The sequence below is a fragment of the Actinotalea ferrariae genome, from assembly GCF_019733465.1.
GTDB lineage: Bacteria > Actinomycetota > Actinomycetes > Actinomycetales > Cellulomonadaceae > Actinotalea > Actinotalea ferrariae_A.
Genome location: NZ_JACVQL010000188.1, coordinates 1 through 24,873 on the forward strand (window position 1 = coordinate 1; position 24,873 = coordinate 24,873).

At 74.2% G+C, this 24,873-nt stretch carries 24 protein-coding genes and 4 tRNA genes; 11 read left to right on the forward strand and 17 right to left on the reverse strand.

Annotated features, from left to right (window positions below; translation table 11 throughout):
• The 3 genes from ruvC to pdxT all read right to left on the reverse strand — a co-directional run.
• Positions 1–531: crossover junction endodeoxyribonuclease RuvC (gene ruvC, locus ICW40_RS14575; RefSeq protein ID WP_221654743.1), on the reverse strand; the 531-nt coding region annotated here is incomplete at its 3' end.
• 64 nt (positions 532–595) lie between these two features.
• Positions 596–1,354, reverse strand: coding sequence for a YebC/PmpR family DNA-binding transcriptional regulator (locus tag ICW40_RS14580; RefSeq protein ID WP_221654744.1), 759 nt, complete (start codon positions 1,352–1,354; stop codon positions 596–598).
• A gap of 15 nt (positions 1,355–1,369) precedes the next feature.
• The gene (gene pdxT, locus ICW40_RS14585; protein ID WP_221654745.1) at positions 1,370–1,981 is read right to left on the reverse strand and encodes a pyridoxal 5'-phosphate synthase glutaminase subunit PdxT; all 612 of its coding nucleotides are present in this window, start codon (positions 1,979–1,981) and stop codon (positions 1,370–1,372) included.
• Positions 1,982–2,015: 34 nt separating this feature from the next.
• Between pdxT and ICW40_RS14590 the strand changes: the two genes are divergently transcribed.
• The 6 genes from ICW40_RS14590 to ICW40_RS14615 are packed head-to-tail and all read left to right on the forward strand — an operon-like array spanning position 2,016 to position 8,765.
• The gene (locus ICW40_RS14590; protein ID WP_221654746.1) at positions 2,016–2,771 is read left to right on the forward strand and encodes a hypothetical protein; all 756 of its coding nucleotides are present in this window, start codon (positions 2,016–2,018) and stop codon (positions 2,769–2,771) included.
• Complete coding sequence (gene kynU / locus ICW40_RS14595; protein WP_221654747.1) at positions 2,768–4,006, forward strand: kynureninase; 1,239 nt, start codon at positions 2,768–2,770, stop codon at positions 4,004–4,006. The genes ICW40_RS14590 and kynU overlap by 4 nt, the downstream gene beginning before the upstream one ends.
• Positions 4,007–4,064: 58 nt before the next feature.
• Positions 4,065–5,675, forward strand: coding sequence for a phenylacetate--CoA ligase family protein (locus ICW40_RS14600; protein WP_221654748.1), 1,611 nt, complete (start codon positions 4,065–4,067; stop codon positions 5,673–5,675).
• Positions 5,675–6,493, forward strand: coding sequence for a hypothetical protein (locus ICW40_RS14605; protein WP_221654749.1), 819 nt, complete (start codon positions 5,675–5,677; stop codon positions 6,491–6,493). The genes ICW40_RS14600 and ICW40_RS14605 overlap by 1 nt, the downstream gene beginning before the upstream one ends.
• A complete protein-coding gene (locus tag ICW40_RS14610) occupies positions 6,490–7,635 on the forward strand; it encodes a hypothetical protein (RefSeq protein WP_221654750.1) in 1,146 nt (381 codons plus the stop codon). Before ICW40_RS14605 ends, ICW40_RS14610 begins: the two co-directional genes overlap by 4 nt.
• Positions 7,632–8,765: a hypothetical protein gene (locus tag ICW40_RS14615; RefSeq protein WP_221654751.1), complete on the forward strand. Its 1,134-nt coding sequence runs from the start codon at positions 7,632–7,634 to the stop codon at positions 8,763–8,765. The genes ICW40_RS14610 and ICW40_RS14615 overlap by 4 nt, the downstream gene beginning before the upstream one ends.
• Here ICW40_RS14615 and ICW40_RS14620 read toward each other — a convergent pair.
• The 10 genes from ICW40_RS14620 to ICW40_RS14665 all read right to left on the reverse strand — a co-directional run bounded on the left by ICW40_RS14620 (position 8,744) and on the right by ICW40_RS14665 (position 17,928).
• Positions 8,744–9,322, reverse strand: coding sequence for an NUDIX hydrolase (locus tag ICW40_RS14620; RefSeq protein WP_221654752.1), 579 nt, complete (start codon positions 9,320–9,322; stop codon positions 8,744–8,746). The two genes, ICW40_RS14615 and ICW40_RS14620, sit on opposite strands and share 22 nt — an antisense overlap.
• Positions 9,319–10,221 carry a pyridoxal 5'-phosphate synthase lyase subunit PdxS gene (pdxS, locus tag ICW40_RS14625; protein WP_221654753.1) on the reverse strand — a complete coding sequence of 301 codons (903 nt, stop codon included), beginning with the start codon at positions 10,219–10,221 and terminating at the stop codon, positions 9,319–9,321. The genes ICW40_RS14620 and pdxS overlap by 4 nt, the downstream gene beginning before the upstream one ends.
• A 102-nt stretch (positions 10,222–10,323) precedes the next feature.
• The gene (locus tag ICW40_RS14630; protein WP_221654754.1) at positions 10,324–11,577 is read right to left on the reverse strand and encodes a PrsW family intramembrane metalloprotease; all 1,254 of its coding nucleotides are present in this window, start codon (positions 11,575–11,577) and stop codon (positions 10,324–10,326) included.
• Positions 11,574–12,200 (reverse strand): hypothetical protein, encoded by a 627-nt coding sequence (locus ICW40_RS14635; RefSeq protein ID WP_221654755.1) that lies wholly within the window; start codon positions 12,198–12,200, stop codon positions 11,574–11,576. The genes ICW40_RS14630 and ICW40_RS14635 overlap by 4 nt, the downstream gene beginning before the upstream one ends.
• The gene (locus tag ICW40_RS14640; RefSeq protein WP_221654769.1) at positions 12,197–13,378 is read right to left on the reverse strand and encodes a glycosyltransferase family 4 protein; all 1,182 of its coding nucleotides are present in this window, start codon (positions 13,376–13,378) and stop codon (positions 12,197–12,199) included. Before ICW40_RS14640 ends, ICW40_RS14635 begins: the two co-directional genes overlap by 4 nt.
• An 11-nt stretch (positions 13,379–13,389) precedes the next feature.
• Positions 13,390–14,352 (reverse strand): phosphatidylinositol mannoside acyltransferase, encoded by a 963-nt coding sequence (locus tag ICW40_RS14645; protein ID WP_221654756.1) that lies wholly within the window; start codon positions 14,350–14,352, stop codon positions 13,390–13,392.
• The gene (gene pgsA / locus ICW40_RS14650; RefSeq protein ID WP_221654757.1) at positions 14,349–14,963 is read right to left on the reverse strand and encodes a phosphatidylinositol phosphate synthase; all 615 of its coding nucleotides are present in this window, start codon (positions 14,961–14,963) and stop codon (positions 14,349–14,351) included. The genes ICW40_RS14645 and pgsA overlap by 4 nt, the downstream gene beginning before the upstream one ends.
• Before the next feature lie 7 nt (positions 14,964–14,970).
• Positions 14,971–15,522 carry an HIT family protein gene (locus ICW40_RS14655; RefSeq protein ID WP_308121825.1) on the reverse strand — a complete coding sequence of 184 codons (552 nt, stop codon included), beginning with the start codon at positions 15,520–15,522 and terminating at the stop codon, positions 14,971–14,973.
• Positions 15,523–15,565: 43 nt separating this feature from the next.
• Positions 15,566–17,566, reverse strand: a complete 2,001-nt coding sequence (gene thrS, locus ICW40_RS14660) for a threonine--tRNA ligase (protein WP_221654758.1) — start codon at positions 17,564–17,566, stop codon at positions 15,566–15,568.
• 290 nt (positions 17,567–17,856) lie between these two features.
• A tRNA-Val gene (locus tag ICW40_RS14665) sits at positions 17,857–17,928 on the reverse strand.
• A 150-nt stretch (positions 17,929–18,078) separates the two neighbouring features.
• On the opposite strand from ICW40_RS14665, the gene ICW40_RS14670 reads away from it, so the two are divergent.
• Positions 18,079–18,507, forward strand: coding sequence for an SsgA family sporulation/cell division regulator (locus ICW40_RS14670; protein ID WP_221654759.1), 429 nt, complete (start codon positions 18,079–18,081; stop codon positions 18,505–18,507).
• Positions 18,508–18,636: 129 nt separating this feature from the next.
• Here the strand turns inward: ICW40_RS14670 and ICW40_RS14675 are convergent, their stop codons facing one another.
• Both ICW40_RS14675 and ICW40_RS14680 read right to left on the reverse strand, forming a co-directional pair.
• A complete protein-coding gene (locus ICW40_RS14675; RefSeq protein ID WP_221654760.1) occupies positions 18,637–19,491 on the reverse strand; it encodes an aminotransferase class IV in 855 nt (284 codons plus the stop codon).
• A 70-nt stretch (positions 19,492–19,561) separates the two neighbouring features.
• Positions 19,562–20,776 (reverse strand): chorismate-binding protein, encoded by a 1,215-nt coding sequence (locus tag ICW40_RS14680; protein ID WP_221654761.1) that lies wholly within the window; start codon positions 20,774–20,776, stop codon positions 19,562–19,564.
• Positions 20,777–20,887: 111 nt separating this feature from the next.
• Here ICW40_RS14680 and ICW40_RS14685 point away from each other — a divergent pair.
• The 3 genes from ICW40_RS14685 (at position 20,888) to ICW40_RS14695 (ending at position 21,208) form a co-directional block, all read left to right on the forward strand.
• Positions 20,888–20,959, forward strand: a tRNA-Gly gene (locus tag ICW40_RS14685).
• Positions 20,960–21,015: 56 nt separating this feature from the next.
• A tRNA-Cys gene (locus ICW40_RS14690) sits at positions 21,016–21,086 on the forward strand.
• A 50-nt stretch (positions 21,087–21,136) separates the two neighbouring features.
• Positions 21,137–21,208 (forward strand) — tRNA-Val (locus ICW40_RS14695).
• A 79-nt stretch (positions 21,209–21,287) separates the two neighbouring features.
• Here the strand turns inward: ICW40_RS14695 and ICW40_RS14700 are convergent.
• The gene (locus ICW40_RS14700; RefSeq protein ID WP_308121824.1) at positions 21,288–22,253 is read right to left on the reverse strand and encodes a GlxA family transcriptional regulator; all 966 of its coding nucleotides are present in this window, start codon (positions 22,251–22,253) and stop codon (positions 21,288–21,290) included.
• Positions 22,254–22,364: 111 nt separating this feature from the next.
• On the opposite strand from ICW40_RS14700, the gene ICW40_RS14705 reads away from it, so the two are divergent.
• Positions 22,365–22,997, forward strand: a complete 633-nt coding sequence (locus tag ICW40_RS14705; protein ID WP_221654762.1) for an isochorismatase family protein — start codon at positions 22,365–22,367, stop codon at positions 22,995–22,997.
• 70 nt (positions 22,998–23,067) lie between these two features.
• Here ICW40_RS14705 and ICW40_RS14710 read toward each other — a convergent pair whose 3' ends face one another.
• The gene (locus ICW40_RS14710) at positions 23,068–24,837 is read right to left on the reverse strand and encodes a carbohydrate-binding protein (protein ID WP_221654763.1); all 1,770 of its coding nucleotides are present in this window, start codon (positions 24,835–24,837) and stop codon (positions 23,068–23,070) included.
• Positions 24,838–24,873 lie beyond the last annotated feature (36 nt).

Genomic DNA, 24,873 nt, shown 5'->3' on the forward strand with positions numbered 1-24,873 from the left:
GCCCGCACCGCCGGCCGCGCGTGCGGCCGAGGCAGCTGCCGTGGGACGCGGGCCGCCGGCCTGCGGGCGCCAGAGGTGGCAGATGCCCAGGGCGAGCGCGTCGGCGGCGTCGGCCGGCTTCGGCAGCTCCGCGAGCCCGAGGATGCGCGCCACCATCTGCTGGACCTGGAGCTTGGGTGCGCGGCCGTTCCCCGTGACCGACGCCTTGACCTCGCTCGGGGTGTGCAGCGCGACCGGGATGCCGCGGCGCGCCGCGGCGGCCATGACGACGCCCGAGACCTGCGCGGTCCCCATCACGGTCCGCACGTTGTGCTGCGCGAACACCCGCTCGACGGCGACCGCGTCGGGACCGTGCTCGTCGAGCCACTCCTCGACCTGCGCGCCGATGTGCGCGAGCCGCGAGGCGACGTCGTCGTCGACGGCCGAGCGCGCGACGCCCACCTCGACGAGGACGACCGTGCGCCCGGGACGCGAGTCGACGACCCCGAGCCCGCAGCGGGTCAGCCCAGGGTCCACTCCCAGCACGCGCACGGCGTCAGTCTCCCAGCCGCCGCTCGCGGCGGCGGCACCCCGCCGTCCCGGCGTGGCGCGGGGCTCAGTCGTCCTCGAGCTGCGCCATGACCTCGTCGGACGCGTCGAAGTTCGCGAAGACCTCCTGGACGTCGTCGCTGTCCTCGAGGGCGTCGATGAGCTTGAGGATCTTGCGGGCGCCGTCCGCGTCGACCTCGACCTGGGTCGCGGGGACGAACTGCGCGTCGGCCGAGTCGTAGTCGATGCCGGCGTCGACGAGCGCCGTGCGGACGGCGACCATGTCCGACGCCTCGCTGAGCACCTCGAAGGAGTCGCCGAGGTCGTTGACCTCCTCGGCGCCCGCGTCGAGGACCGCGCTGAGGACGTCGTCCTCCGTGAGCCCGTCCGTCTTCGGCACCACGACGACGCCGCGGCGCGAGAAGAGGTAGGCGACCGAGCCCGGGTCGGCGAGCGAGCCGCCGTTGCGCGTGAACGCGACGCGCACGTCCGCGGCCGCGCGGTTCCGGTTGTCCGTCAGGCACTCGACGAGGAGGGCGACGCCACCGGGGCCGTAGCCCTCGTACATGACCGTCTGGTAGTCGGCGCCGCCGGCCTCCTGGCCCGAGCCGCGCTTGAGCGCGCGGTCGATGTTGTCGTTCGGCACCGACGACTTCTTGGCCTTCTGGATCGCGTCGAAGAGCGTGGGGTTGCCGGCCGGGTCACCGCCGCCGACCCGCGCGGCCACCTCGATGTTCTTGATCAGCTTGGCGAAGAGCTTGCCGCGCTTCGCGTCGACGACGGCCTTCTTGTGCTTGGTGGTGGCCCACTTGGAGTGACCGGACATCGCTTGGTGAACCCCTCAACCGCGGTCGGAGACGATCTGGACGAACATGCGGTGCAGACGCAGGTCCCCGGTGATCTCGGGGTGGAAGGACGTCGCGACGACGTCGCGCTCGCGCACCGCGACGATCCTACCGGCGGCCGGTCCCGAGGCGACGGTCGCGAGCACCTGCGTGGACGGTCCGGCCTCCTCCACCCACGGGGCGCGGATGAACACCGCGTGCACGGGGTCGGTCGCGCTGTCCGGCACGCCCTCGACGACGAGGTCGGTCTCGAACGAGTCGACCTGGCGGCCGAACGCGTTGCGCCGGACCGTGACGTCGAGGCCGCCGAGCGTCTGCTGGCCCTCGACCCCGCCCTCGATCCGGTTCGCGAGCAGGATCATCCCCGCGCACGACCCGTAGGCCGGCAGGCCCGCGCCGATCGCGTCTCGGAGCGGCTCGAAGAGCTCGAAGACGTGCAGCAGCTTGTCCATGGTCGTGGACTCCCCGCCCGGGATGACGATCCCGTCGACCTCGGCGAGCTCGCGCGCGCGGCGCACCGGCACCGCGCGGGCACCGCTGGCCTCGAGCGCGGCGACGTGCTCGCGCACGTCCCCCTGCAGGGCGAGGACGCCGATCGTGGGAGTCACGAGCGGCGATCCTACGCCGCCCTATCCTCGGGCCATGACGTCCTCCCCGGGCCCCCACCCGCAGCACCTGCCGCAGGCGCAGGCCCAGCCGTACCCGCAGCACCAGCAGCCGCCGCACCCGTACCCGCAGGGCCGTCCGCCGGCGGGCCCGCCCGAGACGTCCACCCGCGGACCGGCGTGGCTCACCGTCGTCGGCGCCCTGCTCGTGCTGATCACCGTCGGCCTCGCGGTCGTCGTCACGCGGACCTTCGTGGGCCTCGTCGACTCCGACCTCCTGGGCCCGGGAGGCGCGCCCGGGAGCGCCGTCGTCGTCGCGATCGACGCCCCGGGCGAGGGCACGGCGGAGCTCGCGGCGGACACCCGGTACGCGGTCGCGCTCGTGACCGCGTGGGACGGCGCGGACGAGCCCACCACGGACCTCGCCGACGACGTGCTGGTGCGCGGCCCCGACGGGGAGCAGCGCGACGCCTCCCTGAGCCCGGGCGTCACGGTGAGCGCGAGCCGCGGCGACACCACGGCGCGCACCGTCGCCGCCTTCCGCACGGACGCGGCGGGCACGTACGAGCTCGAGGTCCCCGGCACGACCGACGGCACGCAGGCGCAGGTGTACGTCCTCGAGGACGAGCCCTTCCTGCCGTTCTTCACGGGGATCTTCGGCACGGTGTTCGGAGTCCTGGCAGCGGTGCTCACCGGCCTGCTCGGGGTCCCGATGCTCGTCCTGGGCATCGTGTGGTGGCGACGCCGCCTCGCCGCTCGTCGAGCGCTCGCCGCAGCCGCCCCCGCAGCATGACGCGCGACGAGCGTGCCGCGCGCGCGCAGGACCTCGACACCGCGCACGCGGCGACCGACCTGCGCCACCTCTTCGACCTGCCGCCCGGCGTCGTCTACCTCGACGGCAACTCGCTCGGCGCACCCCCGCGGTCGGTCGCGCCGGCGCTGCACGCGACGCTCGAGCACTGGCGCCGGGACCTCGTCTCGTCCTGGAACGACCACGCCTGGTGGGAGGCGCCGACGCGGGTGGGCGACCGCATCGCGCGCGTCGTCGGGGCCGCCCCCGGCCAGGTGGTCGCCGGGGACTCGACGACCGTCGTCCTGTTCCAGGTGCTGCGCGCCGCCGCCGCGCTGCGGCCGGGACGGCGTCTCGTCGTGACCGACCCCGCCTCGTTCCCGACCGACCTCTACGTGCTCTCGGGCGTCGCGCGCGACGTCGGCTGGGAGGTCGTCCACGCGCGGCCCGACGAGGTCCCGACGCTCCTCGCGGAACGCGGCGACGACGTCGCCGCCGTGCTCCTCTCGCACGCGGACTTCCGCACGGGCGAGCTGTGGGACCTCGCGGGGGTGACCGCGGCGGCGCACGCCGCCGGGGCCGTCGCGGTGTGGGACGTCTCCCACACGGCGGGGGCGGTCCCGCTGGGCCTCGACGCGCACGACGTCGACCTCGCGGTGGGCTGCGGCTACAAGTACCTCGGCGGCGGACCGGGTGCTCCCGCGTTCACGTACGTCGCCCGCCGCCACCAGGCCGCGTACGAGCCGGCGGTGCGCGGGTGGCACGGTCACGCCCGACCGTTCGCGATGGAGCCCGAGCACGTGCTCGCCGACGGCATCGCGCGCGCCCGGACGGGCACGCCGTCGATCCTCGCGCTGGCCGCGCTCGAGGCGGCGCTCGACGTGTTCGACCACGTCGACGTGGCGGCGGTGCGCGCCCGTTCGCTCTCGCTGACGGGCTTCCTCGTCGAGTGCCTCGACGCGCTCGTGCCCGAGGCGCGGCTCGTCACGCCGCGCGAGCCGGAGCGGCGCGGCTCGCACGTGTCGGTCGCGCTGCCGCGGGCGATCGGCGTCGTGCAGGCGCTCGTCGCGCGGGGCGTCGTCGGCGACCACCGCGAGCCGGGGCTCGTGCGGCTGGGCGTCGCCGCGCCCTACCTCACGCACGGCGACATGCTCGCCGCCGTCGAGCAGCTGCGCGCCGTGCTCGACGCCGGCGAGGACGCCGCCCCCGAGAACCAGGTGCGGCGCACCGTCACGTGACCCACCGGCCCACGCGAGCGCTCCCGGCCGAGCCGTCGCCCGTTGCTAGGGTGCGCCGGTGACCAGCGCGCCGACCGACCGACGCCGGACGAGCGTGCTGCGCCAGGCCGCGCTGCGCGTCGCCACGGAGCTCGTGACGCTCGTGTACCGGGCGTACCGCGTGCACCCGGCCCTCTGGCGCCTCACGGCCCGGCACTACCACCCGGCGATGGAGCGCTTCGCGCGGCTCAACGCCTGGATGATCTGCCAGCACGCCTACCTCGACGTGCCCGCCTACCGCCGGCACGTCGAGGAGAGCGGGTTCCGGTTCCGCTGGTGGGACCTCACCGCGTACCCGCCCACGTCCAAGCACGGCTACGTGGACCGGTACCCCGAGGCCGAGCGGTGCTGGGACGGCGAGATCCGGACCGTCGGCACCGTCGTCGACGAGTCGTCGGGCTCGTCCGGAACGCCGTACAACTGGATGCGCTCGCGCGCCGAGCTCGTGACGGTGCACAAGAACGTCGCCGGCTACGTGAGCCTGCTCTTCGGCAGCCGCCGGCTCTTCGCGATCAACGCCTTCTCGATGGGCGCCTGGGCCACCGGCACCAACACGGGCATCGCGATGTCGCGGATCGCGATGGTGAAGAACACCGGCCCCGACATCGACAAGATCGTCGACACGATCCGGCACTTCGGCCCCGGGTACGTGTACCTCGTGTGCGCGTACCCACCGTTCCTCAAGCATCTGCGCGACCGGCTCGATGCCGACGGGTTCGACTGGGACGCCCACGACCTCAACGGGTTCGTGGGCGGCGAGGCGCTCACCGAGGGGCTGCGCGACTACCTCGAGGACCGCTTCGGCCGCGTGTACTCGGGCTACGGCGCCTCGGACCTGACCATCGGCATGGCCGGGGAGAGCGACCTCTCCGTCTGGCTGCGCCGCGCGCTCGCGACGCACGAGCCGCTGCGCGACGCGTTGCTGGGCGCGGGCGAGACGCGCACGCCCATGGTCTTCCAGTACAACCCGCTCGAGACGTACCTCGAGACGACGCCCGAGGGCACGCTGCTCGCGACCCTCAACTCGGCGGACATCATGAGCCCCAAGCTGCGGTACGACATCGGCGACGAGGCGCTCATCGTCGGCTTCGACGAGATGCGCGCCGCCGTGGAGGGTCTCGACGAGCCGCTGCGCTCGCGCCTCGCCTTCGGCGTCGAGCGGGCGTTCGCGACGCAGCGGATGAAGCTGCCCTTCCTGCTGCTCTTCGGCCGCAAGGACTCGACCGTCTCCTACATGGGCGCCAACCTCTACCCGCTCGACGTCGAGAACGGGCTGTACCTCGACAACCCGCACGCGGCGTCGATCGAGTCGTTCAAGCTCTCCCTCGTCGACATCGGCGGGCACGAGCAGCGACCCGGGATCCACCTCCAGCTCCGCGCGCACGCGGACCTCGACGAGGCGGCGCGCGCCGACCTCGCGGCCCGCGCCGCCGCCGGCGTGCTGCGCCACCTCGCCTCGGTGTCGCGCGACGTCGCGCAGTCGCTCGAGGAGGACCCGACGGCGGCCGACCTCCGGGTCCAGGTGCACGACCACGGCACGGGTCCCTTCGCGGGCGGGTCGACGAAGATCAAGAACGTCTACGTCGTCGACCCGGGCGACCGCGGCGCGCCGACGACCCCCGCACGCTGATGCGCACGACCGACTTCTCCCGCGCGCCTGTGCAGGCTCGCGCGGAGGCGATGGTCGTCGTCGAGCACCCCGAGGGCGGTCGCTCCTGGCAGGGGGCCGCGCGGTCGGCGGCGCGCTCGTCGTCCGGCCACCGCTGGAGCACCGGGTACCGGCTCCGCGGCGGCGCCCGCGGGGTGCTCGCGTGGTTCGCGACCACGGCGGACGCCGACGCGTTCCTGGCCGGCCGACCGGCCGACGGCGCGCGGCACCGGCGCCTGCGCGCCGAGGCGGACGGGTACACCAACGGCGTGTGGCGTGCCGAGGGCGACGTCATGGCGCACATCGAGCGGTTCACGCCCGTGAGCCGCGAGCTGGCCCGCGGGACCGTCCCGCCCCTCGTCGCCGACGCGGCCGGGGAGCGGCGGGCCGCGGTCCGCCGTCGTCGGCCGTCCGGCTCCTCGCGCTCTGCCGGCTCCCCCGGCTCGCCCGGGTCCCCCGGCTCACCCGTGGACGCGCGGGCCATGTTCGTCGGTGCGACCCGCTACCGGGGCCCGCACTCGTGGCTGGTCCTCTCGCGCGAGTGGTACCCGATGGTCGCCGCGATGCGCCGCCTGCCGGGGTACGTGTGGCACGGCGTCTACTGGGAGCCTCCGTTCACCCTGGGCACGCTCGCGTTCTTCGCGACGCGTGACGACCTGCTCGTCTTCGCGCGCGTCCCCGCGCACCGCCGCCTCATGCGGTGGATCACGCGCGACCGGCGGCACGGCACGGGCGGCTACATCCGGCTGCACGTCGCCGACGACGAGCCCGACGGCGGTCCGGGCCGGGCGGCCGCATGAGGGTCCACGAGGTGACGTCGACGGCCGACCTGCGCGCCTTCGTCGACCTGCCCCTGCGGCTGCACCCGCGCGACCTCGCCGTGCCGCTGCTGGCCGAGACCGTCGAGGCGTGGTGGCGGGGCCGCAGCCCGCACCCCGAGCCCGTCACCCTCCTGCTCGCACGCGACGCCTCGGGCGCCGTCGTCGGCCGGACGACCGTGCACACCGACGCCCGCCTCGACGAGCGCCTCGGGGCCCGCTCGCTGCTCTTCGGCGCCACCGAGTTCGCCGACGAGGACACGGCGCGCGCCCTGCTCGCCGAGCTCGAGCGGCGCGGCTCGGGCCGCGAGCAGCTCTTCGGCCCCGTGTCGCTGCTCCCGAACCAGACGGGTGGCGTCCTCACCTCGGGGTTCTCCGAGCGCGGCTTCGTGGACTCGCCGTGGAACCCGGCGCGCGTCCCTGCGACCTACGAGGCCCTCGGCTTCGAGCGCTGGTGCGAGAGCGACACGTGGGTGGTCGACGTCGCGCCGTCCTCGGCCGACGGCGCCCCGGCCGCCGAGGAGTGGCGGAGCGCGGGCCTCGTCCTCGAGCGCGGAGCCCCGTCGCGCGTCGCCCGCCTCGTGCCCGAGGTGCTCGAGGTGCTCAACCGGTCCTTCGCGGCGCTCCCCTACTACACGACGATCACGCCGCGGGAGATGGCGGCAGCGACCGACGGGCTGGGCTTCCTCGTCGACGAGGACCTGCTGCTGCTCGCGCGCGACGCCGCGACCGGCGCCCTCGTCGCGTTCGTCCTCGTGGTCCCGGACATCACGGCCTTCGTGCAGCGCGCCGGCGGCCGGCTCGGCCCGCTGCGCCGCCTGCAGCTGCTCGCGACGCGGCAGCGGTACCGCCGCGAGGCCGTGCTCGTCATCCAGGGCACCGACCCCGAGCGTCAGGGCCGGGGCGTGCTCACGCTCCTGAGCCGCCAGCTGCACGCGTCGCTCGCACGCGGCGGGTACACCCGGCTGCGCAGCACGATGATCGGCCGGGACAACCCCGGGTCGGCGCGCCAGCTCGAGCGCTTCGGCGGCCGTCCGCTGCACGGCTGCACCTTCTACCGCAGGCCGCTCGCGCCGGTCACGCCGCCGGCCGCCGGCACCACCACAAGGACGGGAACCCCATGACGTCTGCGCACGAGCCGCCGCGGCCCGACCCGAGCGCCTGGGTGCGGGCCGCGGGCCGGGCGCCCTCCCCGCACAACACGCAGCCATGGGCGCCCCGCGTGGTCGACGGGCGGATCGAGCTCGGCGTGGTGCCGAGCCGCGTCCTGTGCGCGGGCGACCCGACGTCACGCGACCTGCTGCTCGCGCTCGGCGCGTGGGTCGAGAGCGCGGCCGTGGCCGCGGCGGCCGACGGGCGGTCGCTGCGCGTCGAGCCCACGCCCCACCTCGAGCGCCTCGACGCGATGCCCGTGCACGGCCCCGCGGACCCGGCGACGCCGGTGCTCGTGCTGCACCCCGAGGACGAGCCGTACGACACGCCGTTCACCCCCGACGACGTCCGGAGCAGGCGGGTCCACCGCGGGACGCTCACCGCGGCACCGGACGTCCTCACCGACGCACCAGGCGTCCCGCTGTGGCTGCGGCTCGAGGAGGTCGACGCGGCGACCATGCGCCACCTCGTGCGGCTCGGCACCGCCTACACGGTCGCGCGGCCGGGCATCGCCGCCGAGCTCGTGCGCTGGCTGCGGCTGTCCGAGGACCACCCCCGGTACGACCGCGACGGCATGACCGACCGCATGCTGCTCCTGCCGCGCCCGATCGCCCGGCTCGCGGCCCCGTTCACCCGACGGGCCCGCCTGCGCGATCGCCTGCTCGCCGTCGCGGGCCGGGTCGCGCGGGCGATCGAGAACCTGGGCCAGGCGCAGCCCCTGCCACGCCCCGCTGCCGCGGACGGCCCCCGTCACCTCGTACTCGTCGCGGACCTCCGCGTGCTCGGCCACGACGCCGTCCACAGCCGGACCGAGGCGATGGACAGCCGGCTCCCGCTGCCCCACGCCGACGTCGTCGAGGCCGGTCGGGTGCTCCAGCGGATGTGGCTGCACGCGCACCGCGCCGGAGTCAGCGTCGCGCCGCACTCCGAGGTCGTCGACTCCCCCGCCGCCGAGGCGGCGCTGCGCCGTCGGCTCGGCCTGCGGCGCGCCGAGATCGCGCTCGCGGTCTTCAGCGCCGGCCGGGCCTCGACGCCCGCACCGCCGTCACCGCGACTGACCGACGCCGAGCCTGCGCCCGCTCAGCGCTCGTCGACCAGCTGACGGACCACGCCGTCCCAACCGCCGAGCAGGCCGCGGACGAGCGGCACGAGCTCGACGGGGAAGACCTCCTCGCGGACCTCCTCGAGCGCGTCGAGGTCCCACCAGCGCACCTCGTCGACGAAGGCGCGCTCGACCTCGGTCCACCCGTCGGTCGTGAGCGCCGCGCTGCCGTCGACGCGGGCCAGGAAGAACTCCTCGTCCTGCCGGACCGTGCGGCGCAGGAACGCGAACGTCGCGCTCCGGACCGCGACGGGCCCGACCAGGTCGACAGCGGCGAGCCGCAGCCCCGTCTCCTCGAAGAGCTCGCGCACGGCCGCGTCGCGCGCGGCCTCCCCCGCGTCGACACCCCCACCGACCGTGAACCACCACGATCGGTCGGGCTGGTCCATGTCGTGCCCGCGGACCAGGAGGATGCGGGCGGCGTCGTCGAGCAGCAGCACACGCGCGCCGCGCCGGAACGGCACGCCGTCCGGTCCGGGCACCCAGTCGTCACCGAGCTGGGTCGCCGCGGACGACGGCTCGGGCGCCGCCTCGGGACGCGTGCCGCCCGACGTCACCAGCCGCGCTCGGCGAGCCGGTGCGGCTCGGGCACGTCCTCGACGTTGATGCCGACCATGGCCTCGCCCAGGCCGCGCGAGACCTTGGCGATGACGTCCGGGTCGTCGTAGAACGTCGTGGCCTTGACGATCGCGGCCGCGCGCTCGGCCGGGTTGCCGGACTTGAAGATGCCCGAGCCCACGAAGACGCCCTCCGCGCCGAGCTGCATCATCATCGCCGCGTCGGCCGGCGTGGCGATGCCGCCCGCCGTGAACAGGACGACGGGGAGCTTGCCGGTGCGCGCGACCTCGACCACGAGGTCGTACGGCGCCTGCAGCTCCTTCGCCGCGACGAACAGCTCGTCCTCGGGGAGCGAGGTGAGCCGGCGGATCTGGTCGCGCAGAGTCCGCATGTGCGTCGTCGCGTTCGAGACGTCGCCCGTGCCCGCCTCGCCCTTCGAGCGGATCATCGCGGCGCCCTCGGTGATCCGGCGCAGCGCCTCGCCCAGGTTGGTCGCGCCGCAGACGAACGGGACGGTGAACGCCCACTTGTCGATGTGGTGCGCGTAGTCCGCCGGGGTGAGGACCTCGGACTCGTCGACGTAGTCGACGCCGAGCGACTGGAGCACCTGGGCCTCGACGAAGTGGCCGATGCGGGCCTTCGCCATGACGGGGATCGAGACGGCCTCGATGATGCCGTCGATGAGGTCGGGGTCGCTCATGCGCGCGACGCCGCCCTGCGCACGGATGTCGGCCGGGACGCGCTCGAGCGCCATCACGGCCACGGCGCCCGCGTCCTCGGCGATCTTGGCCTGGTCGGCCGTGACGACGTCCATGATGACCCCGCCCTTGAGCATCTCGGCCATGCCGCGCTTGACCTTGGCGGTGCCGATGACGTTCTGGGGGTTCTCGGTGCTCACGTCGGGATGTCCTCGGTGCTCGGAAGGGAGACCGCGGTCTGGGCCACGGTCACGGGAAGCTGTGCTGGGGAGCCGCCTCGTCGTCGGTGCGGCACCCCCATCCTAGACCGCCAGGGCGCGCTGCAGACGGTGCCGGGCGGCGACGAGGTCGTTCAGGGCCGCGCTCTCGTCCTGCGCGGCGCGCAGGTCGGCGCGGTTGGTCTGCGCACGGTTGCGGAGGTACGCGAGCCGGGTCGCGACGCGCTGGAAGTGCGCCATCGCGGCCTTCGCCTCGGGCCCGCCACGGCTCGCCGCCCACGTGCGTGCGCGGCGACGCTCGCCGAGCGACGCGAGCATGACGACCTCCGCCGGCGCGAACCACCACGACGCCGCGTACTCCGACAGCCGCTGCCGCAGGACGCGCGCCTCACGGCGCCGGAGCCAGAAGGCGAGCCCCACGGTCGCGAGGAAGAGCGGGACCTGGAACAGGCCGTACATGACGAGGAAGCCGCTGCCGTCGCCCATCATGGCGCTGCCGTTCCACAGCCCGTGCAGCACCATGGCGAGGAAGACGCCGATCGGGAACAGCCACAGCCAGGCCCACCGGGACCGCCGCTCGGCGGCGATGCCGAGCGCGAGGCCGGTGCAGGCCGTGAAGAGCAGGTGCGCGAACGGCGACATGACGCCGCGCATGAGGAAGATCGAGACGACCGCCGAGCCCCCGCCCGGGATGCCCTCGGTCGCGGCCATGGTGCTGCCGAAGTAGAGGATGTTCTCGACGAAGGCGAAGCCCGCGGCGACGGTGGCCGCGTAGACCAGGCCGTCGACGGGCCCGTCGAAGGAACGGCGCCACACGAGGAAGACGATCAGCACGCCGAGCGCCTTGATGGACTCCTCGGTGATCGGGGCGACCACGGCCGCGCCGATGATGTCGGCCTGGAGCGCCGAGGAGCCGGTCGCGACGAGCGCCATCATGGCGCCGGTGTTGAGCACGAGGGCGACGAGCACGGACACGGAGGCGCCCCACCCGAACGCGACCGCGAGGGCCTGCCAGGGCTCGGGCTCCCAGCGGTCGACCCAGCGCACCGCGAGGAGCACGAGCGCGAGCGGCACGAACGCCAGCACCGCGGCCACGGGGAGCGCCGAGATGCCGATCTGCATGCCGATGACGCCGATGGCGACGAGCACGAGGATGCCGAGGGCGACGAGCGCGATCGCCGTGCCGACCCCGGGCCCCCGGCGCGGCGGCGCGAGCATCCCGCCCGCCGCCGGGACGACGCCGGGCGGCGCCATCGCCGCGGGGACGGCGGTCGGCTGCGCGGGGTGCCCTCCCGGCCATGGTGCGGGTGCCGCTGCGGGCTGCATGGGGTAGCTCATGTCACCTCTCCGGGTCGGGCGAGCGCCTCGGGCCACGTGTCGTCGATCTCGACGGTGTGGGGCATGCGTGCGTGGCCGTGGAGCCGGAGCAGCCGGACGAGCACCTTGCGGCGCATCCGCTGCGTCTGGGCCACGGCCTCGTTGTGGAACCGGCGCGCGAGCTGGACCCGGTACCAGGCGTCGGCGAGAGCGCCGAGGAGCGCCTCGCCCAGGGGGTCGGCGGTGAGGGCCGCGACCTCGTCCTCGTCGGCCAGGGCGGCGCGCGCCGTGCGGGAGAGCTCGCTCTCGGCGAGGTCCCGCTCGACGCGTGCGGTGCTCGGCGCGGCGACCCGGACCCGCAGGTCGGGCAGCGCCTCGACCAGCTCCGCCCCGCCGTTCTCGCCAGCGGAGAGCGCGGCCCACGACGCCTCCCCGAGCAGCACGGAGCTCACGGGGTCGAGCAGCCCGGAGGCCGCGAGCTCGGTGGCGGCCGAGGCCCGCCGCACGAGCTGCGTGTCGAGCGCCGCACGGGACGCGCCGACCTTGCGGTGCAGCCGGTCGAGCCGGCTCGCGGCGACCCAGATCCACCACAGCAGGAGCAGGAGCGCGCCGACGACGACCACGGTCACCTCGGACCACGTCATCGCTGCACCCCCGGCTCCCCGAGCCGGACGGAGGCCGGGTCCTCGCGCACGCGGACCTGCGGGCTGGTCCCCGCGAGCACCATCTCGTAGACCGTGAGGACCTGGTGCGTCACGGCGGACCAGTCGTACCGGCGGACCACGGCGCTCGCCCTCTCGGAGGTGCGCCGCCGCAGCTCCGGGTCGGCCAGCACCCGCACGAGCGTCGCCGCGAGGTCGGCGGCGTCGCCGTTGCGGAAGAGGATTCCCGCGTCGCCGTCGTCGAGCACGCGGCGGAAGGCGCCCAGGTCGCTCGCGACGACCGTCGCACCCGCGCTCATCGCCTCGACGAGCACGATCCCGAAGCTCTCCCCGCCCGTGTGGGGTGCGCAGTAGACGTCGACCGAGGAGAGCAGCCGCGCCTTGTCCTCGTCCGAGACCGCACCGAGGAACGTCACCGCGCGGGCGTGCTCACCGAGCGCCTCGGCCGCCTCCGCGGCGCCGGTCTCGCCGTGGCCCGCGACCAGGAAGCGGGCGCCCGGGTGCTGCGCGAGGACCGCGGGGATCGCCTCGGTGAGCACGGGCAGGCCCTTGCGCGACTCGTCGAGCCGCCCGAGGAACGCGACCGTGGGCGCCTCGGGCGTGCCCGTCCAGCCCGGGTCGGGCTGCGCCGAGGCGAAGGCGTCGACGTACACGCCGTTGGGGATGACGACCGCGTCGCCACCCATGTGCTCGACGAGCGTGCGCCGTGCGTCCTCCGAGACGGCGACGCGGGCGGCGATCTTCTCGAGGCTCGACCGGACCACGGGGTAGGCCATCTGCAGCGCACGCGAGCGGAGCAGCGCGGTGTGGAAGGTCGCCACGATCGGGCCGGACGCGATCCACAGGGCGAGCATGCCGAGGCTCGGCGTGACGGGCTCGTGCAGGTGCAGGATGTCGAAGTCCCCCGCGGCGAGCCAGCGACGCACGCGCCGCGCGCTGACCGGCCCGAACGTCATGCGCGCGACCGCGCCGTTGTAGCGGACCGGGACGGCCCGGCCCGCCGGCGTGATGTAGTCGGGCAGCGGCGTGTCGTCGTCGGCGGGGGCCAGGACCGAGACCGTGTGGCCCTGGCGCTGCAGCGCCTCGGCGAGGTCACGCACGTGGAACTGGACCCCGCCGGGGACGTCGAAGGAGTAGGGGCAGACCAGGCCGATCCGCAGGCTGCCGCGGTTCACGAGGCGGCCCCGGTGGTCGCCGCGTAGCGCGCCGGGTCGAGGTCCGCCACGAAGACGCGCTGGAGCATGTGCCAGTGCGTCGGGTGGTCGGCGATGTCGGCGCCGAGCGCGTCCACCCAGGCCTGCGTCAGGTGCGCGACCTGCTCGGGCCGGGGCGTGCCCTCGGGCGCCGTCACCTGCGGGTGGAAGGTCAGCACGATCCCCCAGCGCGCGCCGGCCGCGCGGCGCCGCGCCCCGCGCAGGCGCTCGTGCCGGATCGTGGTCGGGAACAGCGGCGCGCCGGTGGCGACGGCGAGCGCCGCGGGACCCGCGGCGACGCGCGCACGCTCCCCGAGCAGGTCCACCTCGACGCCGCGTGCGGTGAGGTCCCGGTCCGCGAGCAGCGGCACGAGGACGCCGCCCGCGCGGACGGCCGAGATGAGGGACCGGAACACGTCGCTCCCCGCGTCGAGCGGGATGATCGTCATGCCGTGCGACTCTCGCAGGCGCACGAACTCGTCGAACACCTCGGGCGGCTCGAGGCGCTCGGCGACGGTCGTGACGGGCGCGAGGTGCCGCGACGCCCACGCGCCCGCGAGGTCCCAGTTGCCCTGGTGGCCGAGGGCCAGCAGCACCCCGCGACCGGCGTCGAGCTCGGCCCGGATCCGGTCCTCGCCGACGGGCCGGACGCGCGCGAGCACCTGCTCGTCGGTCACCCGGCCCAGCGTGAACGCCTCGGCGAAGTAGCGCAGGTACGTGCGCATGCCCGCCCGGGCGAGCCGTCGCAGCGTGCGCGCGTCGGCGTCGGGGCGTGCGCGGCGCAGGTTCGCCTCGAGGCGACGCACCCCGCCGCCGCGGCGCAGGGCGGCGACGTCGGCCGCGACGAGCATGACGGCGCGCACGACGTCCTCGGGCAACCGGGCGGCGAGGCGCCAGGCCAGCAGGAAGGGGTTGGGCCTGCCGGGCAGGGAGATCCTCATGCGCCCGCCCCGCCGCCGAGCGCCTGACGTCGCACGACCGCCATCCGCTGGACCACCGTCACCGCGCTCGCGACCGCGAGCAGCCCCAGCACGACCGTGAGCACCACGACGGGCGCCCCCAGGCCGACGACGAGCGTGGCGACCAGCACGGCCGCGAGCCGGTCCGCCCGCTCCGCGATTCCCACGTCGGCCCGCATGCCGAGTCCCTCGGCGCGCGCGCGGGCGTAGGGGACGATCGAGCCGAGCACGAGGCACGCGAGGGCGAGGCCCGCGGTCAGTCGCTCGTCGCGTGCCACCAGGTGGAGCAGCAGGCCCGTGAAGATCGCGGCGTCGCCGAAGCGGTCGAGGGTCGAGTCGAGGAACGCGCCCCAGCTGCTCGTGCGGCCGGACGTGCGCGCCATGACGCCGTCGACCATGTCGGTCAGCGCGAAGAACGCGATCACGAGCGCGCCGACGAGCAGGTGCCCCGTCGGCAGCAGCCACAGCGCGGCGACGACGACGCCGACCGTGCCGGTGATGGTCACGGCGTCGGGAGAGACGCCGCGCGCGAGCAGGGCGCGCGCGAGCGGGCCGACGACGCGCGCCGCTCCGGCGCGCAGGCGGTTCAGCACGGGCCGATCATCCTCTCCGGCCGGGCCACGCGGCGGCGAGGCGCGCGCGCGTGTCACCCAGGAGCTCGGGCAGGGCCTTGGTGCGGCCGACGATCGGCAGGAAGTTCATGTCGCCGCCCCAGCGCGGGACGACGTGCTGGTGCAGGTGCGCCGCGATGCCCGCCCCGGCGACGGCGCCCTGGTTCATCCCGAGGTTGAAGCCGTGCGGCTGCATGACCGTGCGCAGGACGGTCATCGCCGTCTTCGTCAGCGCGGCGACCTCCGCCGTCTCGTCGGCGTCCAGGTCGGTGTAGTCGGCGACGTGCCGCAACGGCAGCACCATGAGGTGACCGGCGTTGTAGGGGTAGAGGTTGAGCACCACGAAGGCGCTCCGCCCGCGGGCGACCACGAGGCCCTCCTCGTCCGTCCCCCGCTGGGCGCGGCAGAACGGGCAGTCGTCGGCCGCGCCGGTGGCCGGCTTGTCCTGCCCGCCGATGTAGGCCATCCGGTGCGGCGTCCACAGCCGCTCGAACCCGTCGGGGACACCCGGGAGCCCCTCGGCGGGCTCGTCGGTGCCGATCCCCGCGCTCGCCCCGCCGGTCTGCTCGTGCGCGTCCGCCACGTCAGACCTGGGCTCGCGTGCGGACCGCCTCGACGATGCGCTCGACGGCCTCGTCCACCGCGACGCCGTTCTCCTGCCGTCCGTCGCGGTACCGGAAGGAGACGGCACCGGCCTCGACGTCCTCGCCGCCGGCGATGAGCACGAACGGCACCTTCTGGGTGCTGGCCGTGCGGATCTTCTTGCCGAACCGGTCGTCGGAGACGTCCACCTCGGCGCGGATGCCCGCGCTGCGCAGGCGCGCGACGACGTCGCCCAGGTAGTCGTTGAACGGCTCGGCCACGGGCACCGCGACGACCTGCACGGGCGCGAGCCACGCCGGGAAGGCGCCCGCGTAGTGCTCGGTCAGCACGGCGAAGAACCGCTCGATGGAGCCGAAGAGCGCACGGTGGATCATCACGGGACGCTGCCGCGAGCCGTCCGGCGCGGTGTACTCGAGCTCGAAGAGCTCGGGCAGGTTGAAGTCGAGCTGGATGGTCGACATCTGCCACGTGCGGCCGATGGCGTCCTTCGCCTGGACGGAGATCTTGGGGCCGTAGAACGCCGCGCCGCCCGGGTCCGGCACGAGCTCGAGGCCCGACGCGGTCGCGACCTCCTCGAGCGTCCGCGTCGCCTCGTCCCACGCGTCGTCCGAGCCCACGGACTTCTCCGGGTTGCGGGTCGACAGCTCGAGGTAGAAGTCGGTCAGCCCGTAGTCCTTGAGCAGGCCGAGGACGAACTCGAGCAGGCTCGTCAGCTCGTCACGCATCTGCTCGCGCGTGCAGTAGATGTGCGCGTCGTCCTGGGTGAAGCCCCGGGCCCGCGTCATGCCGTGCACGACGCCGGACTTCTCGTACCGGTAGACGGTGCCGAACTCGAACAGCCGCAGCGGCAGCTCGCGGTAGGAGCGCCCGCGCGCACGGAAGATGAGGTTGTGCATCGGGCAGTTCATCGGCTTGAGGTAGTAGTTCTGCCCCGCGCGCCGCACGTTGCCCTCGTCGTCCAGCTCCTCGTCGAGGTGCATGGGCGGGTACATGCCGTCCGCGTACCAGTCCAGGTGCCCCGAGAGCTGGAAGAGCCGCTCCTTGGTGATGTGGGGGCTGTTGACGAAGGAGTAGCCGGCCTCGACGTGCCGCCTGCGGGAGTAGTCCTCCATCTCCATGCGGATGATGCCGCCGCGTGGGTGGAAGACGGCCAGGCCCGAGCCGATCTCGTCCGGGAACGAGAACAGGTCGAGCTCGTTCCCGAGGCGCCGGTGGTCGCGTCGCTCGGCCTCGGCGAGGCGCTCGAGGTGCGCGCGGAGCTCGTCCTTCGTGGCCCACGCCGTGCCGTAGACCCGCTGCAGCTGCGGGTTCTTCTCCGAGCCGCGCCAGTAGGCGGCGGCCGAGCGGGTCAGCTGGAACCCGTTCCCGAGCAGCCTGGTGCTGGGCAGGTGCGGGCCGCGGCACAGGTCCTGCCACGCGACCGAGCCGTCCCGCTTCACGTTCTGGTAGATCGACAGCCCGCCGAGGCCGACCTCGACCGAGGCGCCCTCCCCCGCCGTCTCCGCGGTGCCCTTGAGGCCGATGAGCTCGAGCTTGTACGGCTCGTCGGCGAGCTCCGCGCGCGCCTCGTCCTCGGTGACGTCCCACCGCCGGAAGGTCTGGCCCTCCTTGACGATGCGCTGCATCACCTTCTCGAGCGCCTTGAGGTCCTCAGGGGTGAACGGCTGCTCGACGTCGAAGTCGTAGTAGAACCCGTCGGTGATGGGCGGCCCGATGCCGAGCCTCGCGGCCGGGTTGACCTCCTGGACGGCCTGCGCGAGCACGTGCGCGGCCGAGTGCCGGAGCACCGACAGACCGTCGGGCTCGGCGAGCGTCACGGCCTCGACGGACGCGCCGTCGGGCACCGGGGCAGCGAGGTCCCGCAGCTCACCGTCGACCCGGACGACGACGACGTCGCGGCGCCCCGTGAACAGGTCGGCACCCGTCGTCCCCTCGTCCACGCTTCGCTGGACGCCGTCGACGGTCAGGGTGATCTGTGGCACGGGCGTTGCTCCTCGGGGTGGTCGGCCCGTCGATGCTACCGAGCGGCCCACAGGCGCACGGCCACGGCACGTCACGTGGTCGGCGAGCCGGTCTCACAGGGCGGGAGGCGGGGCCCCGGGAGCGCTGCTCCAACCGGGTGACCCTGGACACCACGAGATCCGTCGTCGGGGGCCGCTGGTAAGCGTTCACCATGGCGCTGACCTGCCGCTGACCTGCGGTGTCGCTGCGGTCGGTGCGACCGACTTGGCACGGATCCGCCCGTTTGGGGGATGACCTTGGGCCTATCAGGTGGGCGATACTGGGTTCGAACCAGTGACCTCCTCGGTGTGAACGAGGCGCTCTACCACTGAGCCAATCGCCCGTCATTCGGCGTGGTGCTCGGGGAGCACCTCATGACGACGCGATGATGCTAGCGAATGGACAGCCGAAAGCCGAAACCCGGCTCTCGGGACCGCCGCCGGCAGCAGCACGACGAGCCACTGGTCGCGACATGACGGAGAGGGGTGTGGCCATGGCAGGACCAGTCAGGGACGTCCGGGAGGTCGTCCCGATGCACCTCGTGCTCTCCGACGCGAGCGTGCTGCCGGTCAAGGCGGAGCTGAGCTTCGAGGCTGCCGACCCCTACACGGTCCGCGTGGCCTTCGTCGGCGCGCACTCCACCTCGACGTGGCTCATCGGCCGCGAGCTCATCGCGCACGGCGTGCTCGCGGACGCGTCCGCCCCGGCCGGCACGGGGGACGTGCGCATCTGGCGCGACGAGGACCCGACGTACCTGCTCGTCTCGCTCAGCGGCGTCGAGGGTGACGCGCTCCTCGCCGGGCCCGCCGAGCCGTTCGTCCGCTTCATCGCCGCCACGGTCGCCCTCGTCCCGTTCGGGTCCGAGAGCCCGCGCATGGAGGACGAGATCTCGCGCCTCATCGTCACGCTCCTCGACGCCTGAGGCCGCCCGACGCCTGAACCTGCTCAACACCTGAGCCCGCTTGACACCTGAGCACGCACGCCCCGACCGCCCGCGCGGTCGGGGCTCCCCCGCGCCCGAACGACGCGACGTCGAGACGTCGACGCGACGTCAGGGGTCGACGTCGAGCGCCTCGCGCTCCCGGTACAGCGCCGCGACGCGCTCCGTCAGGGGCCCCACCGGCACCGCCTGCCCGTCGAGCGCGACCACGGGGACGAACGTGCGGACCGAGCCGCTGATCGCGAGGTGGGCGTCGCCCGTGAGCGCGCCGTCGAGCGCCGCGTAGGGCAGCTCCTCGGCCGACGCCTCGCGCACGGGCAGGCCGGCCTCGGCGGACCACTCGAGCACCAGCTCGCGCGTGATGCCCGCCAGGCACCCGCTGCCGAGCTCCGGGGTGAGCAGCTCGCCGCCCCGCTCGACGAACACGTTGCTGCCCGTCCCCTCGCACAGAGCGCCGCGCGTGTTGGCCAGGACCGCCTCGTCGGCGCCCTGCCGTGTCGCCGCACCGAGCGCGACGACGTTCTCCGCGTACGACGTCGTCTTGAGCCCCGCGACGGCCGAGCCCTCGTTGCGCGTCCACGGGACGCGTGCGAGACGCACCGGGGCGGGCGGCGCGGCGGGACCGGCCACGACGAGCACCGTCTGCGCCCCGGGGGTCCGGCCGGAGCCGAGCGGCCCGAGGCCGGCGGTCACCGTGATCCGCACCCGGCCCGCGCCCGGTCGCTCGGCGAGCACCGCGTCGACGCCCGTCCGGACCGCGTCGAGGTCGGGCTCCTCGAGCCCGAGCCCGCGCGCCGAGCGGACCAGCCGCGCGAGGTGACGCGTGAGCGCGAAGGCCGACCCGCGGACGACCCCGCACGTCTCGAACACGCCGTCGCCCACCGTGACCCCGTGGTCGACGGCACTCAGGACGGGCTCCGCCGCGTCGCGCAGCCGCCCGTCGGCCCACACGGCCAGGTCGCTCATCGGTCTCCTCCTCGCGCTCGATGCGCTCCTCGCGCCCCGGTCGGCACGGCGCCGCCCGGGGGTCGACCCATCATCGGTCCCGTCGCCCTGGACCGGGGGCACCCGCCGGCACCGGCGCGCCGCTCGCGAGGGCGACGAGGCGCGCGGCCTTGAGCTCGGTCTCCGCCCACTCGGACGCCGGGTCGCTCCCCCACGTCACGCCGGCGCCCGTGCCGAACCGCAGGGTGCCGCCACCCCGCCGGTCACCCGTGCCGTCGCCCGCCTCGTGGCCCGCACCGTCGGCCGTCCACCAGAACGTCCGGATGGCGACCGCGAGCTCGGCTGTGCCGCTGTCGCCGTCGACCCAGCCGAAGGCCCCGCAGTACGGCCCGCGCGCCGACGGCTCGAGCTCGTCGATGACGCCGAGCGCCGCGTGCTTGGGCGCGCCCGAGACGGAGGCGGGCGGGTAGGTCGCGTCGAGCAGGTCGCCCCAGCCCCGGCCCGGCCGCAGCCGACCCTGGACCCGCGTCACGAGATGCACCAGCCCGGGGTGCTGCTCGACCGCCAGGAGGGCCGTCACCTCGACCGAGCCGGGCTCGCACACGCGCTGCAGGTCGTTGCGGACCATGTCCGCGATCATGACGTTCTCCGCGCGGTCCTTCTCCGTCAGCCCGTCGGCCGTCGGGGCGGTGCCCTTGATCGGGCCGGACGTGGCGACGCCGTCGGCGACACGGAGGTAGAGCTCGGGCGACGCGGAGACCACCCAGATCGGCGGCAGGTCGCCCCCGGCGGGCACGTGCACGACGCCGGCATGGGGTGCGGGGTTGCCGCGGCCCAGCGCGACTGCCAGCGCGAGGGCGGACGGCTCCGCGCCGTCGGGGCCGGCGAGCGGCGCCTCGAGCACCCGGCAGAGGTTGACCTGGTAGACGTCGCCCTCGCGGATGCGCGCGCGGATGTCGGCCACACCCGCCTCGTACGCGTCGCGCGACGTCGTCGAGCGCCAGCTGTCGGGCTCGGGTCCACGCCACGTCGCACCGGCGTCGTCGCCGGGGACGAAGGCCTCGCCCACCGCACCGTCGAGAGAGCGCACGCGGTCCGCGTCACGGTCGACGCGGGCGAACCGCCAGGCACGGACCCGGCCCTCGAAATCGCCGACGACGACCCAGAACCCCGTGGCCAGGCGCTCGGGCTGCACCCGCAGGTCGACGCACTCCACCGGCTCCGACGCGCGCACACCCGCGAACCGGGCGACGCCGCGCGCGACGCCGTGGCGCGTGGGCACCGGGGTCGAGGGGTCGTCGAGCACCGGCTCACGGTAGCCGCGACACGCTCCCAGGAGCCGGTTGGACTCTCGTCGCAGCGGTCGGTTAGAGTTCGGGACGCACACGGCGCCGGGGAGACCCGGGGGACGTGCTGCGCGGACGTGGCTCAGTGGTAGAGCATCACCTTGCCAAGGTGAGGGTCGCGGGTTCGAATCCCGTCGTCCGCTCGGAGGCGACATCCCGTGACGGGCCCGGCGCCCGGGACGTGGGCAGGAGCCTTAACGGTGGAGTGGCCGAGAGGCGAGGCAGCGGCCTGCAAAGCCGTCCACACGGGTTCGAATCCCGTCTCCACCTCGCACGCACCAGCAAGGCATGAGCAGTACACGCACGTGCAGTACCAGTAAGGGCGATTGGCGCAGCGGTAGCGCGCTTCCCTGACACGGAAGAGGTCACTGGTTCGATCCCAGTATCGCCCACACACAAAGGCCCTGGTCGGAGCGATCCGACCGGGGCCTTCTGCATCGCGGCCGGGCTGCTCCCGGGCCGGCCCGAAGCTCAGCGGGCGTCGAAACGGCGGCGGTACTCCGACGGCGAGGTGCCGAATGCGGCGGCGAAGCTCTGGCGCAGCGTGACCGCGCTGCCGAACCCGCACGTGGCGGCCACCTGGTCGACGGGGAGGTCGGTGGACTCCAGCATGCGGCGGGCGTCGTCCAGCCGCCGGGACCTCAGCCAGGCGGCCGGCGTGGTGCCCGTCGACGTCCCGAACGCGCGGATGAAGGATCGTCGGCTCATGTGAGCGGCGGCGGCCAGCTGGTCCACGGTGAGCGGCTCGCCGAGATGGAGCAGGGCCCACTCCATCACCCGCGAGATCGGGTCGTCAGTGGACCGCGGAGGCAGTGGGCGCTGGACGTACTGGGCCTGCCCGCCCTCGCGGTGCGGGGCCACAACCAGGTCGCGCGCGACCTGGTTGGCCGCGACCGCGCCGAGCCGGCTCCGGACCAGGTGCAGGCACGCGTCGATCGCCGACGCGGTCCCGGCCGAGGTCAGCACGTCGCCGTGGTCGATGTACAGCACCGTCGCGTCCATCGCGACGTCGGGGTGGCGCGCCGACAGCATGTCCATCGCCTGCCAGTGCGTCACCGCCCGTCGGCCGGCCAGCAGGCCCGCGTCCGCCACGGCGACCGCACCCAGGCACAACCCGGCAACCGTCGCGCCTCGATCGCGCGCCGCTCGGAGCGCCTCCTGCAGCGCCGGGCCGACGCGACGGCCGTCGTCGAACCACGACGGCACGACCACCACGTCGGCCGCACGAGCAGCTGCCGGCCCGCTGACGCCACCGATCCGGTAGCCCTCGGCGGTGCGGACCGACCCGGCGCGGTCGGCGAAGAGCGTCGTCCGCCACGGCGCGAGGCCGAGACGTCGCACCTCGTCGAAGACCAGCTGCGGCACGGCGAGATGGAACATCGTCACGCCGTCGAACGCGTAGACCGCGATCTGGAGAGCGTCGTCCTCCGTTGGCACGAAACCATCGTAAGCGTGCACGCGTGCCAGTGGTCTCCGGCTCAGGGCGTCCCCAGACTCGACGTGTCGCCCTCGACGCGAGACACCACCGACCGAGGAGAGATCATCCGGATGAGCGTCACCCCCCGCCGCGCACTGGTCGTCGTCGACGTGCAGCAGGACTACTTCGGCGGCCCGCTGGAGATCCAGTACCCGCCCACGAGCGAGTCCCTGCCGCAGATCGCACGCGCCATCGACGCCGCCGGCACGGCCGGCATCCCCGTGGTCGTCGTGCAGCACCTCGCGGGTGAGGAGGCGCCCGTCTTCAACCCCAACCTGCCCGGATTCCGGCTGCACCCCGAGGTCGAGAGCCGCCGCGCGGAGAGCTGGAAGTCCGTGGTCAAGCAGTACGGCACCGTGTTCGCCGGCACCGATCTGGTCGACTGGCTGAGCGAGCGCGAGATCGACACCGTCACCCTCGTCGGCTACATGACCAACAACTGCGTCCTGGCCTCCGCTGCCGAGGCCGAGACCCACGGCATCTCCGCCGAGGTGCTCTCCGACGCGACGGGCGCCATCCACCTCGCCAACGACGCCGGCTTCGTCGACGCCAAGACCGTCCACTCGACCCTCATGGTTCTCATGAACTCGAACTTCGCGGCCGTCGCGGACACCGGGACATGGGTCGAGGCCGTCCACGCCGGACGGCCCCTGCCCAAGAGCGACCTGGGGACCTCCGCCGGGCTGGGCGCGCAGCAGGCCTGATCCACCCGTCAGATCGAGATGGCGCGGCGGTGCGCGCCCGCGGACGCCGTCGTCCGCGGGCGCGCACCGGTCAGACGGTGTCCGTGTGCGCCACCCCGGCGGAGCGGTAGGCGGCGACCGCCTGGTTCACCTGCGCCGGGCTGAGCACCTGGTTCTTGGCGTGCAGCACGTAGTCGGCCTGCATGAGGTAGTTCCGCTCCGCGCTGCCGCCGGTGAGCTCGATGAACCAGTGGTTGAAGTTGATGGACATGGGCGTCTCGGGGTAGTTGGCGCCGCCGTGCTGCGCGACCTGGGTCCCGTCGATGAAGAAGGTGACCCTGCCGCCCGAGACCTGCATGACGAGGTCGTGCCACCCGGCGAAGCTGCGCGCCTGGACGCTGTGCTGGTTCTGCGCGACCCACGGGTCGGGCTGGTAGGTCTCCCAGGTCGTCTCGAACATGGCCGGGCCGGACTGCCCCCAGCCGCCGTTGGAGAGGTACTCGAAGTCGATCTCGCCGTACTGCGGGTCGTTCGCGTACGCGAGCGGGGTGATGGTGAAGAAGGTCTGGTTCACCTGGTCGCCGTCGGGGCCGTACGTGGGCGCGTCCGTGAAGTAGACGCGGGCCGCGTAGGTGCCCTCGAAGAACTTGCGCTGGTGGTACACCTCGGTGTTGCGCGCCGTCGAGCCGTTCGTCGACGCGTCGAGCTGCATGGCCTGACCGCCGGGGATCGCAGGGAACGTCACCTTGGTGCGGTCCCACACGGGTGCGCCGACGCCGGGGCCGCCGCCGCCGGTGCGCACGGTCCAGCCGCGCTGGGCGAGACGCGCGTCGGACGAGCTCGTGTAGCTGAAGTCGTCGAACAGGGCCGGGCCCGTGATCGGGTTCGTGGTCGGGGGCGGCGTCGTCGGCGGCGTGGTGGACCTCGGCACGAAGGTGAACCAGTTGAGGTTCGTGAAGTCGGCCGGCTGCGCCGACTCGAAGCGCACGTACACGTCGTGGGTGCCCGTCGTGCCGTCGACCGTCGCCGAGAGCGTGCGCCAGGCCTGCCAGCCGCCCGTCGGCGCGACCGTCACGCGGGCGATCTCCCGGCCCGTCGTGCTGCCGAGGCGCACGGAGATGGCGCCGCTGACGCCTGCCGCCGCGCCCGACGCGACCCGCACGTCCAGCCGGCCCGCGCCGGCGGTGCCGAAGCCGACCCCGTCGTAGCGGGTCCAGTCCCCGCCGGCGACGTACGAGAGCGTCGGCGTGCCGTCGGTGTCGCCCGACGGCTCCGTCAGGACGCCCTGCTGCGCGGAGAAGCTCTCCGCCTGGATCGTCCGGTACGCGTCCCGCACCGGCACCGCCGGGGCGCGGGTGAACGAGAGCCAGTTGAGGTTGACGAAGTCGCCGGCCTGCGCGCTCGAGAACCGCACGTACACCGTGTGCACGCCGGTCGTGGTCGTCATCGCCGCGGACCGTGTGACCCAGCTCTGCCAGCCGCCCGTGCTGCTCACGGGGATGCGCGCGACCGGGGCGTTGCTCACCGCGTCGAGGCGGATCTCGACGTGCCCGCTGATGCCCGCCGCCGACGCGACCCGTGCCGTGACGGAGCTGCCGCCCGCCGCGAAGTCGACGCCGTCGAAGGCGATCCAGTCGCCGTTCGCCGCCCAGCCGACGTTCTGCCCTCCCCCGCTCGGGTCCTGCGTCGGCTCGAGCTGGACGCCGGCCATCCTGTTGTGGTCCTCGGCCTGGATCGTCGTGTAGGCGCTCCGGCTGGGGCTCGGGGCCGCCTGCGCGGGGCCGGCGAGGACGCTCCCGCCGGCGGCGAGCGCCACGAGGAGGGACACCGCGAGGGCCCGTCTGGTTCGGCTGGGTCGCATGGGAATCCCTCTCGTGGACACGTGTCACCGATGACG